The sequence below is a fragment of the Streptomyces paradoxus genome (assembly GCF_014202475.1).
In the GTDB taxonomy this organism is placed as follows: domain Bacteria; phylum Actinomycetota; class Actinomycetes; order Streptomycetales; family Streptomycetaceae; genus Streptomyces; species Streptomyces paradoxus.
In genome coordinates, this window is the sequence record NZ_JACHGV010000002.1 from 137162 (window position 1) to 154451 (window position 17290).

General features: G+C 71.2%; 15 protein-coding genes, 1 other RNA gene and 2 pseudogenes. 3 read left to right on the forward strand and 15 right to left on the reverse strand.

What is annotated here, in order from left to right; all coding sequences use genetic code 11:
* Position 1 precedes the first annotated feature (1 nt).
* The 15 genes and pseudogenes from HNR57_RS05565 to HNR57_RS05635 form a co-directional block, all read right to left on the reverse strand.
* Complete coding sequence (locus HNR57_RS05565; protein ID WP_184557016.1) at positions 2–1279, reverse strand: MCE family protein; 1278 nt, start codon at positions 1277–1279, stop codon at positions 2–4.
* The gene (locus tag HNR57_RS05570; protein ID WP_184557051.1) at positions 1276–2577 is read right to left on the reverse strand and encodes an MCE family protein; all 1302 of its coding nucleotides are present in this window, start codon (positions 2575–2577) and stop codon (positions 1276–1278) included. Before HNR57_RS05570 ends, HNR57_RS05565 begins: the two co-directional genes overlap by 4 nt.
* Positions 2574–3689, reverse strand: a complete 1116-nt coding sequence (locus HNR57_RS05575) for an MCE family protein (RefSeq protein WP_184557054.1) — start codon at positions 3687–3689, stop codon at positions 2574–2576. The genes HNR57_RS05570 and HNR57_RS05575 overlap by 4 nt, the downstream gene beginning before the upstream one ends.
* Positions 3686–4852, reverse strand: coding sequence for an MCE family protein (locus HNR57_RS05580; protein WP_246554309.1), 1167 nt, complete (start codon positions 4850–4852; stop codon positions 3686–3688). The genes HNR57_RS05575 and HNR57_RS05580 overlap by 4 nt, the downstream gene beginning before the upstream one ends.
* On the reverse strand, positions 4849–5886 hold the full coding sequence (locus HNR57_RS05585) for an MCE family protein (RefSeq protein ID WP_184557056.1): 1038 nt from the start codon (positions 5884–5886) through the stop codon (positions 4849–4851). The genes HNR57_RS05580 and HNR57_RS05585 overlap by 4 nt, the downstream gene beginning before the upstream one ends.
* On the reverse strand, positions 5883–7121 hold the full coding sequence (locus tag HNR57_RS05590; RefSeq protein ID WP_184557059.1) for an MCE family protein: 1239 nt from the start codon (positions 7119–7121) through the stop codon (positions 5883–5885). The genes HNR57_RS05585 and HNR57_RS05590 overlap by 4 nt, the downstream gene beginning before the upstream one ends.
* Before the next feature lie 8 nt (positions 7122–7129).
* Positions 7130–7933 (reverse strand): MlaE family ABC transporter permease, encoded by an 804-nt coding sequence (locus HNR57_RS05595; RefSeq protein WP_010036859.1) that lies wholly within the window; start codon positions 7931–7933, stop codon positions 7130–7132.
* A 3-nt stretch (positions 7934–7936) separates the two neighbouring features.
* Entirely contained in the window at positions 7937–8707 is a 771-nt protein-coding gene (locus HNR57_RS05600) for an MlaE family ABC transporter permease (RefSeq protein ID WP_104783856.1), read from the reverse strand.
* Positions 8704–9633: an ABC transporter ATP-binding protein gene (locus HNR57_RS05605; RefSeq protein ID WP_184557062.1), complete on the reverse strand. Its 930-nt coding sequence runs from the start codon at positions 9631–9633 to the stop codon at positions 8704–8706. The genes HNR57_RS05600 and HNR57_RS05605 overlap by 4 nt, the downstream gene beginning before the upstream one ends.
* Before the next feature lie 181 nt (positions 9634–9814).
* Positions 9815–10897 carry an RNA polymerase sigma factor gene (locus HNR57_RS05610; RefSeq protein ID WP_184557065.1) on the reverse strand — a complete coding sequence of 361 codons (1083 nt, stop codon included), beginning with the start codon at positions 10895–10897 and terminating at the stop codon, positions 9815–9817.
* Positions 10898–10951: 54 nt separating this feature from the next.
* Entirely contained in the window at positions 10952–11968 is a 1017-nt protein-coding gene (locus HNR57_RS05615) for a lytic transglycosylase domain-containing protein (RefSeq protein WP_184558819.1), read from the reverse strand.
* A 216-nt stretch (positions 11969–12184) separates the two neighbouring features.
* Positions 12185–12589: RNase P RNA component class A (gene rnpB, locus HNR57_RS05620), an RNA gene on the reverse strand.
* 115 nt (positions 12590–12704) lie between these two features.
* Positions 12705–13484: pseudogene (locus tag HNR57_RS40835) on the reverse strand (DMT family transporter); the annotation flags it as partial.
* Positions 13485–13503: 19 nt separating this feature from the next.
* Positions 13504–14331, reverse strand: coding sequence for an AraC family transcriptional regulator (locus HNR57_RS05630; RefSeq protein ID WP_184557068.1), 828 nt, complete (start codon positions 14329–14331; stop codon positions 13504–13506).
* Between the two features lie 25 nt (positions 14332–14356).
* Positions 14357–14935 (reverse strand): Uma2 family endonuclease, encoded by a 579-nt coding sequence (locus tag HNR57_RS05635; protein WP_184557071.1) that lies wholly within the window; start codon positions 14933–14935, stop codon positions 14357–14359.
* 164 nt (positions 14936–15099) lie between these two features.
* On the opposite strand from HNR57_RS05635, the gene HNR57_RS05640 reads away from it, so the two are divergent.
* The 3 genes and pseudogenes from HNR57_RS05640 (at position 15100) to yaaA (ending at position 17268) form a co-directional block, all read left to right on the forward strand.
* Positions 15100–15855: a MerR family transcriptional regulator gene (locus HNR57_RS05640; RefSeq protein WP_184557075.1), complete on the forward strand. Its 756-nt coding sequence runs from the start codon at positions 15100–15102 to the stop codon at positions 15853–15855.
* A pseudogene (locus HNR57_RS05645) lies at positions 15852–16431 on the forward strand (hypothetical protein). Before HNR57_RS05640 ends, HNR57_RS05645 begins: the two are co-directional and overlap by 4 nt.
* A gap of 54 nt (positions 16432–16485) precedes the next feature.
* The gene (gene yaaA, locus HNR57_RS05650) at positions 16486–17268 is read left to right on the forward strand and encodes a peroxide stress protein YaaA (RefSeq protein ID WP_184557077.1); all 783 of its coding nucleotides are present in this window, start codon (positions 16486–16488) and stop codon (positions 17266–17268) included.
* Positions 17269–17290 lie beyond the last annotated feature (22 nt).

Below are 17290 nucleotides of genomic sequence, written 5' to 3' on the forward strand. Positions count from 1 at the left end.
CTCATGCCATGGGGCCGACGAGCAGCCATTGCCACGACTCCTTTCCGAACGCGGCCTGCTGGCCGCCCGCCGAGCCGATCTCGACGTTCCTTCCGTCCGGGCCGGTGGTGGTGCCGGTCTCCGGGTCGTACGGGGTGACGTACGCCGCCTGGTTCGCGCCGCCGTCGGCGGTCGACGCGCCCGGGGCGTTCTGCGCGCCGCGTACCGACGACTCGCTGCCGCGCGGGAGCGTGCAGCGGGCGTCGGTATTCGCCTCGCGTGTACTGGTGTCCGCCGGATCGCGGCGGGCCGTGCCGTACCCCTGAGTGCAGGCCGGCGGTTCGTCGGCGTTCAGCACCAGGCCGAAGTGGGTGGTGCCGTCGCCGGGGACGACCGTGTAGCTGCCCGCGACCGTCAGCGGGAAGGTGACGAGGGCCTGCTCCACGCCGGGAAGGCGGGCCAGCGTGACCTGGCCGCCGCTGATCAGGTTGGCGAGCAGGACCGACAGCTGCGGCCCGGTCGACTTCAGCAGCGAGTTCAGTTCCTGCGCCGCCGGCCGCGCGTTGCCGATCAGCTTGCGCAGGTCCCCGTCACTGGACTTCAACTGGGCTGACAGCGCCGCCAGATCGCGCGCGAACGACTTGATCGAAGAGCCCTGGTCGGCCTGCGTCTTCAGGACCTTCCGTGAGTCCTCGATCAGGTCGATCGTCTCCGGCAGCGCCTCGGACGCCGACTCGACCAGGGTGTTGCCCGAGTCCACCAGGCGGCCCAGGTTCGGGCCGGTGCCGGCGAACGCCTTGCCCAACTCGTCGACCGTGACTCGTAGGTCGTCCTTGCCGAGCGAGTTCACCAGGCGGTCCAGGCTGAGGACCATGTCCGTCGTCGACAGCGGCACCCGTGTGCTCTCGCGCGGGATCGTGCTGCCCTCCAGCAGGTACGGGCCGTGGGAGGCCCGGGGCTGGAGGTCGACGTACTGCTCGCCCACCGCCGAGCGGTTCGCCACCACCGCCAGTGTGTCCGCCGGGATACGCGGCGCACCGTCCTCGATGTCGAGCGCGACCGAGACCCCGTCCGAGCCGGCCAGGCGCAGTGCGCCGACCTTGCCCACCGGCACCCCGCGATAGGTGACCTCGGCACCGGGGAATACGCCCCCGGAGTCGGCGAAGTCGGCCCGCACGGTGTAGCCGCGGTCCAAAACCTCGTCCACCAGGCCCGTGTACTCGGCGCCGACGTACGACACGCCCACGGCGGTGAGGGTGGCGAAGGCGATGAGTTGCGCCTTGACCGTACGGGTGATCACGGCTGGACCCCCTTCAGCATCAGCTCGGCGAGTTCGAGGTTGATCCCCTCGGTCCGGTAGCCCCCGGTCCGGTAGCCGCCCGGGCCGTAGCCGGCGGTGCACACCGGCGGGCACAGCGGGTCGCCGCCCGAGGGGACGGACGGGGACGACGGCACGCTCGGCCTGCTCGGCAGCGCGGTGGGCTTCGGCACATCCGGCACATCCGGCACGTCCGGAAGATCCGGTACGTCCGGCAGGTCGGGGGGCTCGGGAAGCTCCGGCACCTGGGTGTCCCCGCCGTTCCGGCCGCCCGGCTCGTCCGTCAGGTTGCCGTAGATGCCGGCCAGATCGAGGTCCGCCGTGACGTGCAGGTTGACGTAGTCACCCTTGATGGCGTCCACCGCGTTGCGCGGGAAGGGGTAGGTGGTCAGCAGTTCCAGGGAGTTGGGCAGGTCGCTGCCCGCCTTGTTGAGCTGTCGCAGGATCGGCCGGAGCTGCTTGAGGTTGGCAACCGTGTCGTCGTGCGAGGCGTTGACCACCTTGGTGCCGGTCTTGCCCAGCCTGGACAGGGCGGTGAGCATCCTCGTCAGGTCGCGGCGCTGGTCGGCCAGGACCTTCAGGGCGGGCGGCATCGTGTCGACGGCCTCGGCGATCGTCGTCTTCTCCTTGCCCAGCCGTTTGGCCAGCCGGTCCACGGCCTTCAGCGCGCGGACGATGTCCTGGCGCTGGTCGTCCAGGCCGCCGATGAAGGTGTCGAGCTCCTTGAGCAGGGACTTGACCCGGTTCTCCCGGCCTTCCAGGGCCTTGTTCAGCTCCGTGGTGATCGTCTTGAGCTGGGCCACGCCGCCGCCGTTGAGCAGGGCGGACAGCGCGGACAGCACCTCCTCGACCTCCGGGTTGCGGCCGCTGCGGGACAGCGGGATCACATCACCGTCGCGGAGCCGGCCGACCGGTGCGCTCTCCGGCGGCCCGGACAGGGCCACGTACTTCTCGCCGAGCATGCTGGTCTGCCGCAGCTCGGCGATGGCATTGGCGGGCAGCTTCACCGAGTCGGCGACCCGGAGGCGGACCCTCGCGTGCCAGCCGTCCAGCTCCACCTTCTCCACCGCGCCCACAGTGACGTTGTCGACCTTGACCGACGACTGCGGAACCAGGTCCAGGACGTCGCGGAACTCGACGGTGACGTGGTAGGCGTGGCCGTCGGCTGCGGCTCCGCCGGGGAGCGGGACGTCGTACCAGCCGTTGAACTCGCAGCCCGACAGGAGCACCGTTGCGACGGCCGTCCACGCGACGGCCCCGCCCCTGCGCGGGGGCCTCATGCGCTCGCTCCCAGGATTCCGCCGAGGGTGCGGTCGACCGTGCCGGTGTCCGAGGTGCCCTGGGGCACCTGGGGCAGGGAGTCGAAGAGGTCCCTCAGGTCCCCGCAGTCGGTCTTCTCCCCGGTCGTCTTCAGGATCGAGCACAGCAGTGAGGCCGGATCCTGCGGATGGTCGGGGTTGTTGCGGGTGTCGAGGGTGCCGGCGGAAGGGTTGTAGGCGTTGTGCAGGTTCGACACGCCCGTCGGCGCGACCTCCAGCAGCTCCTCCAGCGCCGCCCGTTGGGTGACGAGCACCTTGGTCACCTTGCTCAGGCCCTCCACGTTCGACGTCAGCGACTTCTTGTTCTTCTTCACGAAGGCGGACACGTCACCGAGCGCCGTGCCGAGGTTCTTCAGCGCGGCCGCCAGGTCCTTGCGCTCGCCCGCGAGTTGCCCGGCGACCTTGGCGAGGCTGCTGTTGAACGACCGCACGCTCTTGTCGTCCGCCGCCAGCGCCGCCGTGAACACCTGAAGGTTGCGGACCGTGCCGAACAGGTCCGTGCGGCCGTCGGACAGGGTCGTGACCGCCTCCGAGAGGTCCTCCACCGTCTGGTGCAGGTTCTCGCCCTGGCCGTCGAGGTTGTCGGCGCTGACGTCGAGCAACCGTGACAGGGCGCCGTCCTTGTTGGCGCCCTCGGGTCCCAGCGCCTCGGCCGTGGTGTGCAGGCTGTCGAAGACGCGGTCCAGTTCGACCGGCACGGCCGTGCGCGACTCGGGTATCTCGTCCCCGTCCCGCAGGACCGGGCCGCTCCGGTACACCGGCAGCAGCTGCACGTAACGGTCGCTGACCACCGAGGAGTTGATGATCGCGGCCTGTGCATCCGCCGGGATCTTCCGGTCCGCGTCGTACTCCAGCTCCACCCGCACCCGGCCGCCCTCCGGCGTGATCTTCTTGACCTCGCCGATCCGCACACCCAGCACGCGGACGTCCGAGCCGGGGTAGATGCCGACGGTGCGAGGGAAGTACGCCGTGACGCGGGCGGGCTCGGTCCGCGGCCACAGGACGTGGGTGAGCGCCGCGACCAGGGTCAGGGTGATCAACAGGGCCGCGCCCTTCTTCCAACGGTTGCTCACTGCGCGCCTCCCGTCCGCGTCCGCGGCACCACCGGGGCGGCGACCAGGTTCTGGACGTAGGAGTCGAACCAGCGGCCGTTGCCGAGGGTGTTGGTGAAGACCCGCACGTAGGGGGCCAGGAGCTCGATGCTCCGGTCCAGGCTGGATTGGTTGCGTTCGAGCATCTTCACCACGGTGTTCAGGCCCTTGAGCGCGGGCCCGATCTCCTTCTCGTTGTCCTGGACCAGGCCGGAGAGCTGGATGCCGAGCGCGGCGGAGGTCTTCAGCAGCTTGTGGATCGCCGCACGCCGCTTGCTGATCTCCTTGAACAGCTTGTCGCCGTCCTTGACCAGCGCGGAGAAGTCGCTCGACCGGTCGGCGAGTACACCCGTCACTCCGTTCGCGTGGTCGAGGAGTTCCCTGAGGGCCTTGTCGCGCGAGGCCACGGTCCGGGAGATCTGCGACAGGCCCTTGATGGACGACCGCACTTCGGAAGGGGAGTCCTCGAAGGTCGTCGAGATGGTGTCCAGCGCCTTCGCCAGCCGCTCGGTGTCGACCTTCTCCGTCGTGGTGGTGAGATCGCTGAACGCCTGCACGACGTCGTAGGCGGGGACGGTCCGTTTCAGCGGGATCTCGCTACCGGGCTCCAACTGGCCCCGCCCCCTGGGGTGCAGGGCGAGGTACTTGGCGCCGAGGATCGTCTTGACCCGGATCGACGCGCCGGTCTCGGTGCCGAACCCCGGCTGGTCCTTGATCTTGAAGGTGACTTTGACATGGTCGCCGTCCAGGTCGACCTCCTCGACCTTGCCGACCTTGACCCCGGCGATCCGCACCTCGTCACCCGGCTTGAGACCGCCCGCCTCCGCGAAGGCGGCGCTGTACGTCTCGCCGTCGCCGATCACCGGCAGGCGGTCGGCGTTGAACGCGGCCACGGTCAGCAACGCCAGGACGGTGAGTCCGACGGCGCCGATGACGAGGGGATTGCGTTCGCGGAAGGGGCCGAGGTGCGGACGGCGGGGCCGTATCCCCGGCAGCTTCGGCGGGTCGACGCGGACCTTGATCAGCGGCTGTGGACGCGGCCTGCGGCGGGGCAGGAGCCGTACCTCCGGCAGCCGTACTCTCGGCAGCCTCGGCGGTTCCACGCGCACCTTGAGCAGCGGCTCCGGGCGGCGCTTGCGGCTCATGCCCCGCACCTCGCCCTCGCCACGTGCATCTCGGGCGTGAACACCTGCTTCGTCTTCGGCAGCACGATCCGGCCGTCGAAGTCACACAGGTAGAAGTTGAACCACGAGCCGTAGGACGCCGTCCCCGTGAGCTCGTTGAGCTTGTTCGGCAGCCTCTTCAGCACGCCCTCCACGGTCTTCTCGTTGTCGTTCAGCGTCCCGGTGAGGTCGGTCAGTTCCGCGATGTCGTCCTTGAGCGGCGGGCGCGCGTCCTTCAGCAGGCCCGAGGTGGCCTCCGTCAGGTCGCCGATGCTCACCAGCGACTCCCCGATGGGCTTGCGGTCGGCGGACAGCCCGGAGATGACCCGGCGCAGCTGCTTGAGCAGTCCGGAGAAGCGGGCGCCGCGCTTGTCGAGCGTCTTCAGCACGGTGTTGAGGTTGTCGATCACCGAGCCGATCAGCTTGTCGCGGCCGGCCAGCGTCGTGGTGAGCGATGCCGTGTGCGTCAGCAGGCTGTTGACGGTGCCGCCCTCGCCCTGGAGGGTTTTGATGATCTCGGTGGCCAGCTGGTTGACGTCCTTCGGGCTGAGCGCGGCGAACAGCGGCTTGAAGCCGTTCAGCAGCGCGTTCAGATCGAGGGCGGGCTGGGTGCGCGCGAGCGGGATCGTGCCGCCGGGACGCAGCGGGGTGCCGTCGCCGGCGCCCTCGGTCAGCGCGAGGTACCGCTGCCCGACCAGGTTGCGGTAGCGGATGACGGCGCCGGTGCTGGTGAGCAGCGGCCGGTCCCGGCTGACCGTGAAGGTGACCTCGGCCAGCGTCCGTTCCTTGATCCGGATGCCTTCGACCTCGCCGACCCGCACTCCCGCCACCCGGATGTCGTCGCCCTCCTCCAGGCCGGTGACGTCGCTGAAGACCGCGCGGTACTCGTGCGCGGGGGTGAAGGAGATGTTCACGATGGTGGCGGCGAGCAGGGCCGTCGCCACCATCGTCACCAGGGCGAAGAGACTGAACTTGACCAGCGGGGCGGCGGTCTGCCGGGCTCCTGTGGTGCTCATGCGACGCTCACCGCCGTCCCGCGCGCCATCGGCCCGAACAGCAGCGTCGCGACCGGTGGCACCTCGTCCGCGGGCACGCCCAGCACCGGCGCCACGAGCGAGCCGACGGCCCGCTGTTCGGCCCGGGTGGCGGAGACGCCGTGCCGACCTGAGGACGGACTCCCCGGCTTCGAACCGTCGTCGAGGCGGGCCCCGGGTGCCGGCACCGGGGGGTGCGGCAGATCGCGGCAGTTCGGGCCCGACCGCTCGCCGTAGCGCGGTTCCTCACCCGGTTCGTACGCGCCCTGCGGCCGTACGACCTCCAGCGTGATGTGCATCTTTCCGCCCTTGAACGCCTCCTCGGACGCCTTCTCCTGCCGGACCAGGCCGGCCAGCAGGCAGGGGTACTGGGGGGAGTAGCGGGCGAACAGCTCCAGCGTGGGGCGGGAGACCCGGCCGAGGGTGATCAGCCGGTCGCCGTTGGCGTCGAGGAAGTCCTCGCCGGTGCCCGCGACGGTCGCCGTGGACCTCAGGGCCGCCGCCAGCCGGTCCTTCTGCTCGACGATCGTGCGGCTGGTGGTGACGGTATTGCGCAGGATCTCCATCAGGTCGGGCGCCGCGTCGCCGTAGACCTCGGCGACGTCGGCGAAGCGTGCAATGTCCTCTTTCAGGGACGGCAGGTGCGGATTGAGGCGGCGCAGGTAGGCCTCCACTCGCGTGAGGTTGTCGCCGATCCGGTCGCCGCGGCCGTCGAGGGCGGTGGCGAACGCGGAGAGCGTGGCGTTGAGCTTGCCGGGCTGCACGGTCCGCAGCAGCGGCAGCAGGTCGTTCATCAGCTGCTGGACCTCGATGCCGACGCGGGTGCGGTCCTGGGTGATGACGTCACCGGCGCGAATGGGCCGGCCCGATGAGCCGCGCGGTGCGACCAGGTCGACGTACTTCTCACCGAACAGGGTCTTGGGCAGCAGGCGCGCGTGCACGTCGGACGGGATCTGGGCGACGTGCTCCGGCTTCAGCGCGATGTCGAGCGTCGCCTTCGTCCCGTCGGCCCGCACCTCGCGCACCTCGCCGACCAGCAGCCCGCGCAGCTTGACGTCGGCGCGCGGATCGAGCTGGTTGCCGAGGCTGTCGGCCTCCAGCGTGATCCGCACGACCGGCGTGAACACCTGGCGGTAGACGGCGACGGACAGGGACAGCAGCAGTGCGAGCACGGCGATGAAGACGACGCCGTACAACCTCAGTCTCAACACCCTCATTCGGCGGCTCACCCCGCGATCCGTACGGTCGTGCTGGCGCCCCAGATGGCCAGCGAAAGGAAGAAGTCCAGGACGTTGATCGCCACGATCGAGGTCCGCACCGCACGGCCCACCGCGACGCCGACCCCCGCCGGGCCGCCGCTCGCGTAGTAGCCGTAGAAGCAGTGCACCAGGATGATCAGGACGGCGAAGACCAGCACCTTCCCGAAGGACCACAGCACGTCCACCGGGGGCAGGTACTGCTGGAAGTAGTGGTCGTACGTGCCCGTGGACTGCCCGTAATAGCCGGTGGTGATGGTGCGGGCGGCCAGGTACGAGGAGAGCAGGCCGATCACGTACAGCGGGACGACGGCCACGAACCCGGCGATCATCCGGGTCGTCACGAGGAACGGCAGCGAGGGCACGCCCATGACCTCCAGCGCGTCGGTCTCCTCGCTGATCCGCATCGCGCCCAGCTGGGCGGTGAAACCGGCGCCTACGGTCGCGGAGAGCGCGAGCCCGGCCACCAGCGGGGCGATCTCACGGGTGTTGAAGTACGCCGAGAGGAACGCCACGAAGTTGGAGGTGCCGAGCTGGTTGAGCGCGGCGTACCCCTGCAACCCCACTTCCGTGCCGGTGAAGAACGACAGGAAGGCGATCACGCCGACCGTGCCGCCCACGACGGCGAGCGCGCCGCGGCCGAAGCTCACCTCGGCGAGCAACCGCAGGATCTCCTTCTTGTAGCGGCGCAGGGTGCGGCCGGTCCAGGCCAGCGACCGCCCGTAGAAGGACAGCTGGGCACCCAGCTCCTCCAGACGACTCAGCAGCGCCATGCCTCAGCCCCTCTGCGGAACGACTTGGAAGTACACGGCGGTCATCACGAAGTTCGTCACGAACAGCAACATGAAGGTGATCACCACCGACTGGTTCACCGCGTCGCCCACACCCTTGGGTCCGCCCTTCGCGGTCAGCCCCTTGTAGGAGGCGACGATCCCGGCGATCGCACCGAACACCAGCGCCTTGACCTCGGCTGCCCACAGGTCGGAGAGCTGGGCGAGCGTGGTGAAGGAGGCCAGGTAGGCGCCGGGAGTGCCGTTCTGGAGGACGACGTTGAAGAAGTAGCCGCCTGCCACGCCGACCACCGACACCAGGCCGTTGAGCAGCACCGCCACCAGCATCGACGCCAGCACGCGGGGAACGACCAGCCGGTGGATGGGGTCGATGCCCAGCACCTGCATCGCGTCGATCTCGTCGCGGATCTTCCGCGCCCCGAGGTCGGCGCAGATCGCCGTGCCGCCGGCGCCCGCGATCAGCAGCGCGGTGACGATCGGCGAGGCCTCGCGCAGCACGGCGAGCACGGAGGCGGCCCCGGAGAAGGACTGGGCGCCCAACTGCCGGGTCAGACTGCCGATCTGGAGCGCGATGACCGCCCCGAACGGGATGGAGACCAGGGCCGTCGGCAGGATCGTCACGCTCGCGACGAACCACGCCTGCTGGATGAACTCCCGTGCCTGGAAGGGCCGTCGGGGGATCGTCCGGACGACGTCCAGCGCCATCGCGAAGAGGCTGCCGGAGTGCCGCAGCGCTCCGGCCGGTGACAGGCTCATGCGCCGGCCACCTCCTTCTGGTGGAGCTGGGCCTCGCGCCGTGCGATCGCCTGCCAGCGGGGCGGGCGGGTGATGCCCGGTCCCGGCAGCAGGCGCGGAGTCAGCTCCTGCACGCGCGCGCTGTCGTCGATCTGCGCGAGCTCCTGCTCGACCTGCGCCGCGTCCTTCTCCTCCGCCATGCCGATCGGGCCCTGCATCCGGCCGTTCAGGAACTGCCGTACGACGGGCTCGTCGCTGGTCAGCAGCTCTGCGCGCGGCCCGAACATCACCAGCTCACGGCGGAACAGCAGCCCGATGTTGTCCGGCACCTGGCGGGCCGAGGCGATGTCGTGCGTGACGATCAGGAAGGTCGCGTCGATCTGGGCGTTGAGGTCGACGATGAGCTGGTTGAGGTAGGCGACGCGGACCGGGTCCAGGCCCGAGTCGGGTTCGTCGAAGAGGATGATCTCCGGGTCCAGGACGAGGGCCCGGGCCAGCCCGGCGCGCTTGCGCATCCCGCCGGAGATCTCGCCGGGCAGCTTTTCCTCGGCGCCGATCAGCCCGACCATGTCCATCTTCTCCAGCACGATGCGCCGGATCTCGCTCTCGGACTTACGGGTGTGCTCGCGCAGCGGGAAGGCGATGTTGTCGTACAGGTTCATCGAGCCGAACAGCGCGCCGTCCTGGAACAGCACGCCGAAGAGCTTGCGCACCTCGTACAGGTCGTGCTCGCGGAGCTTGGTGATGTCCCGGCCCTGGATCGTGATCGAGCCGCGCTCCGGCTTCAGCAGTCCGACGAGCGTCTTGAGGAACACCGACTTGCCCGTGCCCGAGGGGCCGAGCATGACCGAGACCTCCCCGGCGGGCAGCGTCAGCGAGACGTCCTGCCAGATGACCTGGTGACCGAAGGACTTGGTCAGCCCTTCCACACAGATCTCGACACCCATCCGGTCCACCCTTCAGCCCGCGGAGCAGCTCTGACATCTGCTCTACGGGGAGAGGCCGGGCGTCCGTCGCTCGTGTGGCGGATTTTTTTCGGGCGGGTTACGGGCAGCGCTTCGGGTCGGTTTCCGGCCAGCGCTTGCGGGCGGTGCCGGTCAGCGCCACCGGGCAGGTTTTCCGGCAGCGCTACGGAAGCGGGCTCGCCGTGAGCTCGGGGAGCGAGGTGGACGGCGCACCGGAAGTCTCAGGAGCTTCCGGGACGGCCGTGGCCGCCGTGTCCGTCGGCACGGCGGAGAGTTCCACCGGCAGGTCGGGGACGTCGGGCACCTGCGGGACCTCCGGAGCGGACAGCTCGGGCAGCGGGGCCGCCGGGACCTCCGGAAGGTCCGGGACCTCCGGGACCTGCGCGACGACCGGGACCTCCGGCAGCGACGGCACGGACAGCGGGAGGAACGATTCGCCAGCGGGAGCGCCGGCCGCTCCGCGCTCGGCTGCGGCAGCCGTGGGCTCAGTCCCCCGAGGCGTACGGCCCTCGCCACCGCCGTCCGGCCGCATCGTCTCCGCGTCCGGTGTGGCGACCGCGGGCCGAGGCGCCGCGCCGCCCCCGCCTCCGCTGCCGTCGAGCGCGTACGGCAGCACGAACCCCGCCACCGCCAGGGACGCCGCCGTCGAGGCGACCGCCACGGCCTGTGCCCTGCCGACCCCGCGCGGCCGCCCCCACCCGATCAGGAACAGGGCGCACCCGAGCGTGGCGGCCAGCGACTGCCGCAGCGTCCGCCGGGCCCGGGCCAGCAGCGACTCGACGGTCCGGTAGCTCAGCCCCATCCGGACGGCGACCTGGCCGACGTCCAGGTCCTCCGACTTCAGCCGCAGCGCCTCGGCCTGCCGCGCGGGCAGCTCACCGCTGCGCACCGCCAGCCACTTCGCCTCGGCCCGGTCGCACACCGCCTCCTCGACGGGCACCGGACCTGGGGCGATGAGCGTCGGGCTGGTTCGCACTTCGGCCTCGCGGTTCATCTGCCGGTAGCGGTCGACGCACAGGCGCATCGTCACCGTCGTCAGCCAGGCCGCGAGCCGTTCCTCATCCAGGTCGGGCCGCTCGGCGGCGCGCAGCATCGCCTCATGTACCGCGTCCTCGGCGTCCTCCGCACTCATCGACCTGCGCCGGGCCACCTTGAGCAAATGCTCGCGGTGGCTCCACATGCGGCGCCACCGCTCGTCGGCCGCGTGCATCTCCACAGGTGTCTCTGCGGGCATGTCCGTCGCCATGAGGACCCCTTCGCGCTCACCCACCGGCCTCGTGCTGTCCGGCGGGGGGCGACATTACCGCCCAGTATCGGCGGTTGTGGAGGGGGAGACGGTCATCGAGTCCGCGCTGTTACTGGTGAGTGGGGCGCCGCTGGGCAGCAGGTTCTCGCCGGGGAGCTCCATGTCCGGGCCGGGGGCGGGGAGTTGCGGCTCGTCCGGCTTCTCGGGCTCGGTGGCCGGGCCGGTTCCGGCCGGGGCCGGGGAGGCGGGGGTCGACGGGGTACGGGACGGCGGAGCACTCGGCCGGGCGGAGGGTGTCCGCGACGGCTTCGGTGTGGCGGCCGGCCGCGGCGGCTCCGGCCGCGCGGAGGAGGACCCGGCGGAGACGTCCGGCACCACCCGGTGTCCTTCTGTGAAGTATGCGTACCAGGCCCTGACCGTGCGCAGATAGGCCGCCGAGTGGTTGTAGCCGAGGATCGCCCGGTCCAGCTGGGCGGGGTCCGACAGGTCCCGGCCGCCCGCGCACAGATAGCGTCCGGCGGCGAGCGCCGCGTCGAGGACGTTGTTCGGGTCCCTGTGCCCGTCACCGTTGCCGTCCGCGCCCCAGCGGGCCCAGGTCGACGGGATGAACTGCATCGGCCCGACCGCGCGGTCGTACGCCGTGTCCCCGTCGTGGACACCGCCGTCGGTGTCCCGGATCAGCGCGAAGGCCACGCCGTCCAGCCGCGGGCCGAGGATCGGCGCCACGGTCGTACCGTCCGACGTCACCCTTCCGCCCCGCGCCTGCCCCGACTCCACCTGCCCGATCGCCGCCAGCAGCTGCCAGCGCAGCCGGCAGCCGGGCGCCTCACGCGCGAGCCGGTCCTCGGCCCTCCGGTAGGCGGTGAACACACTCGCCGGCAGCGCGCCGCCCACCTCCACGGCCGCCCCGCCACCCGCGCGCTTCCCGGTCCGCAGCGGCGGAAGCTCCGTGCGGTACGGGGCGTCGCCGGACACGCTCGGTCCGTGCTCGGCCGGTGCCTGACCGGGCGCCGGTACGGAGGCCCGCGCCGGGATCACCCCCGGCGCCTGCGACGCGGTGAGCGCCGCCATCGCCGCCACCGCGGCCGCCGTACCCCTGACACGTCTGCCCCTGTGCCCTGCCACGTCCTGTTCCCCTCCCTGCGAGCTTCCTGTCGTCTGCTCTACGGGGGAGGGTGGGGGGTCCGTCGCGGGAATTGCGCACGGTGCCTACGGGGGTTTCCGCAGGCGGGTGACGAGGGGCTGGGCCGGCTCCGAAAAGGGTCGACACGTTCAGAGCCCCAGCGGCAGACGAGTCGGGCTGTACGCCGGGTTCTGTTCCCCGGGACCTCGCGGTCGTCGGGGCGACGGCCATCCATCTAGGACCGGCGTTGCCGCCGGCCTCGTGCGGTCTACCCGCGGACTCGGGCGGGCAGCCCTCGAACGTCCGCGCAGGAGCACCGGGGTGCTCCCTCTTGACCTTGCTCCGGGTGGGGTTTACCTAGCTGCCTGAGTCACCTCAAGCACTGGTGGTCTCTTACACCACCGTTTCACCCTTACCGAGGACCGAGGTCCCCGGCGGTCTGCTTTCTGTGGCACTGTCCCGCGGGTCACCCCGGGTGGCCGTTAGCCACCACCCTGCCCTGTGGAGCCCGGACGTTCCTCGGGAAGCTCCCCGTCAGGGGGACTCCACGCGGCCGTCCGCCCGGCTCGTCTGCCGTGTCGACCATGGTACCCGGCGGACGTCCCGCTTCGGCGCCGCGGCCGTGGCCAGCACCGAGCCCGCCAGGATGAGGGTGAAGGCCACGCCGATGCCGAGCGTCAGTTCCTCGTCCAGGAAGATCGCGCCCGCGGCGACCGCGACCGCCGGGTTGACGTACGTGATCACGCCCGCCCGGGTCGGGCCGACCTCCTTGATCAGTTCCAGGAAGGCCACGAAGGCGATCGCGGTGCAGACCACGCCCAGGCCGGCGAGGGCGGCCAGGACCTCGCCCGAGGGCATGGTGGCGGGCCGGGTCAGGAAGGCCGCGGGGGCGTAGACGACGGCTGCCAGCGTGAGGCAGGGGGTGATCAGCTGGAGGGTCGGGACGTCCTTGAGGTACCGGGCGGCTATCAGCGGGGCCGTGGCGTAGCCGACGACCGTCACCAGCACCTCGGCCATCGAGAGGGCATCGCCGCCGGTGAGGTGCGGCAGAGTCAGGACGGTGACGCCCGCGAGGCCGAGGGCCAGGCCCGCGATGCGGCGGGTACCCACCCGCTCCCCCGCGCCGAAGAAACGGGCCAGGAGGACGGCGACGATCGGCACGCCAGCGATGAGGAGTCCGGCGGTGGAGCTGGACAGGTGGCGTTCGGCGTCGGTCAGGGTCCACCAGGGGCCGATGATCTCGATGACGGCGAAGGCCAGCATCGGCTTCCAGTGGGTCCGGACGGTACGGCCGAAGCCGCCCTGGCGCAGGGCGAAGGGGAGCAGGAGTGCGGCGCCGAGGGCGCAGCGCGCGAACACCACCATGGACGGGGACAGCTCGTCCACCGCCACCTTGATCATCAGGTAGGGGACGCCCCAGATCACTCCCATGAGGGAGAACAGGAACCAACCGCGTGCAGTCATGGAGTGAGTCTCGGCCGAGTCACCCCCCGGTGTCTTGAACGCTGTTGCGGTACGCCGCCGGGGTCACCCCCAGCACCCGGCGGAACCAGCGGGTGAGGTGCGCCTGGTCGGCGAAGCCGACGAGGCCCGCGACCTCGGCGGGGCGCAGTCCGGCTTCCAGGAGGCCGCGGGCCCTGGCCACCCGATGCTGGGCGAGCCAGGCGTACGGCGGTACGCCCATGGTCGTGCGGAAGGCGCGCAGGAGCTGGTAGCGGGACAGGCCCAGGTCGGTGGCGAGACAGGCCAGGGAGGGGGGTTCCAGCAGTTCGTCGGCGAGGCGGTCGCGTACGGTCCGGGCGATGCCGTCGGCGCCGGCCACGGTGTCGCTCGTCGCCCGGGCCGTGGAGTGGCGGCGGGCCAGGGCCGTGAGCAGCCAGGGCAGCCGGGACTCGGCTTCCAGGGGGTCGGGGCAGGCGCTGATGTCGGTGTGGGCGGCGCGCAGGGCCGCCGCCAGCTCCGGGTCGTGCAGGACGGGGTCGCGGAAGTGCGGGAGGCCGCCGAGGGTGCCGTCGGTGAGGAGGGCCGGTTCGGCGTAGAGGGCCTGGTAGGCGTAGCCGTCGCAGGCGGCCGGACCGCCGGTGTGCATCTCGCCGGGCTCCAGGACGACGATCGAGCCGGGGTAGGAGTGGACGTGCCCGCCCCGGTACGCGATGACCTCCGAGCCGCCGACCGTGACGCCGATGGTGAACTCGTCGTGGGCGTGGGGCGCGTAGACGTGGCTGTCGAAGTGGGCGGTCAGGAGGTCCAGCGGTGGACCCGACCGGCCGAGTCGTGCCCTTGTCCATCGCGCCTGTTCCCGTATCCCCATGTCGCCCACCCCCGCCCACAGGGGATCAGAGGAGGTCGGCCGTGTCCAGGGCGAAGGCGAAGGGTTCGGGAAGCGTGACGGACTTGCCGAAGGGGCGGGCGCAGTGCTCGCGGTAGTCGTCGTCCTTCGGCTCGCTGAACACCGTGACCTGAGCGGTGTCCCGGTCGACGAGCAGATAGAGCGGGATGCCCGCGCGGGCGTAGCAGCGGCGCTTGGCCTCGCGGTCGGCCTGTGGCTTGGTGGAGGTCACCTCCATCACCATGGCGACGCCGTCGCAGGGCATCCAGGAGTCGGCTCCGCCGAACAAGTCGCGGTCGATGGGGCCGAAGGTGACGTCCGGAACCAGGTGGTTCTCGGGGCAGGCGCCCCCGCTCCTCAGCTTCAGCCCTTTGTTCCCCGAGAAGTCCATGTCGGTCCGGGAGCGCCTGATCACTTGCCTCACGATCCGGCTGATGTACTTCTCGTGATCCCCGTCCGGCGGCGGCGTCACAACGATCTCCCCCTCGATCAGCTCGGCCCGGAATCCCTCCGGGGTGTCCAGGGCGAGAAAGCCGTCCAGCAGGACCTCTTCCTGCGAGCGCGGCTCGTGGGCCATGGCAGTCATGTCACGCCCCTCCTTCTGTCGCTCGCCAGACTGGGACATCGCCGAACCACCCGTCCGTGAGATCGGGAACCGTTCCCTCGATCGTGGCACACGATCACGGCCCCCGTCAGAAGGCCTAACGGCTCGCTTGACCCTGCCGCAGCGTCAACGTCTTCACTGGTGGCATGCGGATCGGAGAACTGGCCGCCGTCGTCGGCGTCACCACGCGGGCCGTGCGGCACTACCACCATCTGGGGCTGCTGCCCGAGCCGGAGCGGCGGGCCAACGGGTACCGGGAGTACGGGTTGCGGCATGCCGTCGTGCTGGCGCGGATCCGGCGGCTGACCGAGCTGGGGCTGGGGCTCGCGGAGGTGCGGGACGTGCTCGCGGACGACGCCGGGAAGGACCTCGTCGAGGTGCTGACCGAGCTGGACGAGGATCTGGCGCGGCAGGAGGAGGCGCTCCGGGAGCGGCGGGCGCGGTTGCGGGCCTTGCTGGACGCGGAGGGCGGGATGCCGGCCGAGGGGCCCGTGTCGCCCGAGCTGGCCGCGCTGTTCGCCGGGACCGCGCATCTGTCGGACTCGCCCATGGCCGCCAAGGACCGCGAGATCATCGCGTTCCTGGAGACCGCCATGCCGGCGGAGGCCCGGGAGCAGATGGTGTCCTCGATCGGGGAGGCGCTGGGGAGTCCGGGGGCCGTGGCGCGGGCCGGTGAGGCCTACGCGCTGCTGGACGCGCTGTCCGGTGCCGAGCCCGATGACCCGCGTGTCGAGGAGGCGGCCCGCGTGCTCGCCGGCTGCATCCCGCCGGGGCTGTTCCCGGAGGCCGGGGAGCTCGACCAGGACGACAGTTTCCTGCGCGCGTTCTACGACGACCTCCCTCCGGCCCAGGCGGAGGCCGTCCGGCGTGCGCTGCGGATCCTCGCCGGGGAGCGGCGATGAGGGCCGGGTGGCTGCTGGTGCGGCACGAGGTGCGGTTGCTGGCGAGTCTCGCCCTGTGGGTGGCGCGGCGGACGCACGGGACGGGCGGCGGCCGGGCCTTCGGGGTACGCGGGCGGGCAGGGGGCGGTGATGGCCGGGTTCGGCTTCGTGTGCCTGGTCGAGACGGTGGCGATGTCCGTGCTGCTGCGGGACTGGCCCGCCGTGCACGCGGCGGTCCTCTTCCTGGACGTGTACACGATCGTGTTCGTCGTCGCGCTGCACGCCTCGTCCGTCGTGCGTCCGCATGTGCTGGACGTGGAACGCGGCGCGCTGCGGATCCGGCGGTACGTCCATGTCGACCTGTGCGTGCCGCTGGAGCGGATCGCCTCCGTGCGGCGTGAGCTGCGGATGACCCACGAGCGGGCCGACGGCGAGCTGAACGTCGAGGTCGGCGCGCAGACCACCGTCACGCTCGAACTGACGGAGCCGGTCACGCACGTCACCTTCCTCGGGCGGCGCCGTCAGGTGCGGGTCGTCCGCTTCCACGCCGACGACGCCGACGGCTTGGTCCGCGCCCTCGGCCGGGCGCGCGTCTGAGCTCCCCGTACGCCCCCCGTACGCTGTCGGCGGAGTTCGATCGAGGGAGTACGCGTGCTTGTCCTGCTGCCGCCGTCCGAAGGAAAGGCATCGTCCGGTCGTGGTGCGCCGCTGAAGCCGGAGTCGCTGTCGCTGCCGGGGCTCGCCGAGGCCCGGGAGGCCGTTCTCGGCGAGCTGGTCGAGTTGTGCGCCGGCGACGAGGACAAGGCGCGTGAGGTGCTGGGGCTGAGCGAGGGGCTGCGGGGCGAGGTCGCGAAGAACGCGGAACTGCGGACGGCGGGGGCGCGGCCGGCCGGGGAGATCTACACCGGCGTGCTCTATGACGCCCTCGGTCTGGCGACCCTCGACACGGCCGCCAAGCGGCGTGCGGCGCGCTCGCTGCTCGTGTTCTCGGGGCTGTGGGGTGCCGTGCGGGTGACGGACCGGATTCCGTCGTACCGGTGCTCGATGGGGGTGAAGCTGCCGGGGCTCGGGGCGCTGGGTGCGCACTGGCGTGGGCCGATGGCGTCGGTGCTGCCGGAGGTGGCCGGGAGCGGACTGGTGCTGGATCTGCGGTCGGCCGCGTACGCCGCCGCCTGGAAGCCGAAGGGCGAGGTCGCCGGGCGCACGGCGTCGGTGCGGGTGCTGCACGCGCCCACGCGGAAGGTGGTCAGCCACTTCAACAAGGCGACGAAGGGGCGGATCGTGCGCGGTCTGCTGACCGCCGGGGCCGATCCGAAGGGACCGGCCGAGCTGGTGGAGGCGCTGCGGGATCTCGGGTACGTCGTGGAGGCGCAGGCGCCCGCGAAGTCGGGACAGGCGTGGTCGCTGGATGTGCTGGTGGACGAGGTCCACTAGCGACCGTTGCAGTCCATGCAAC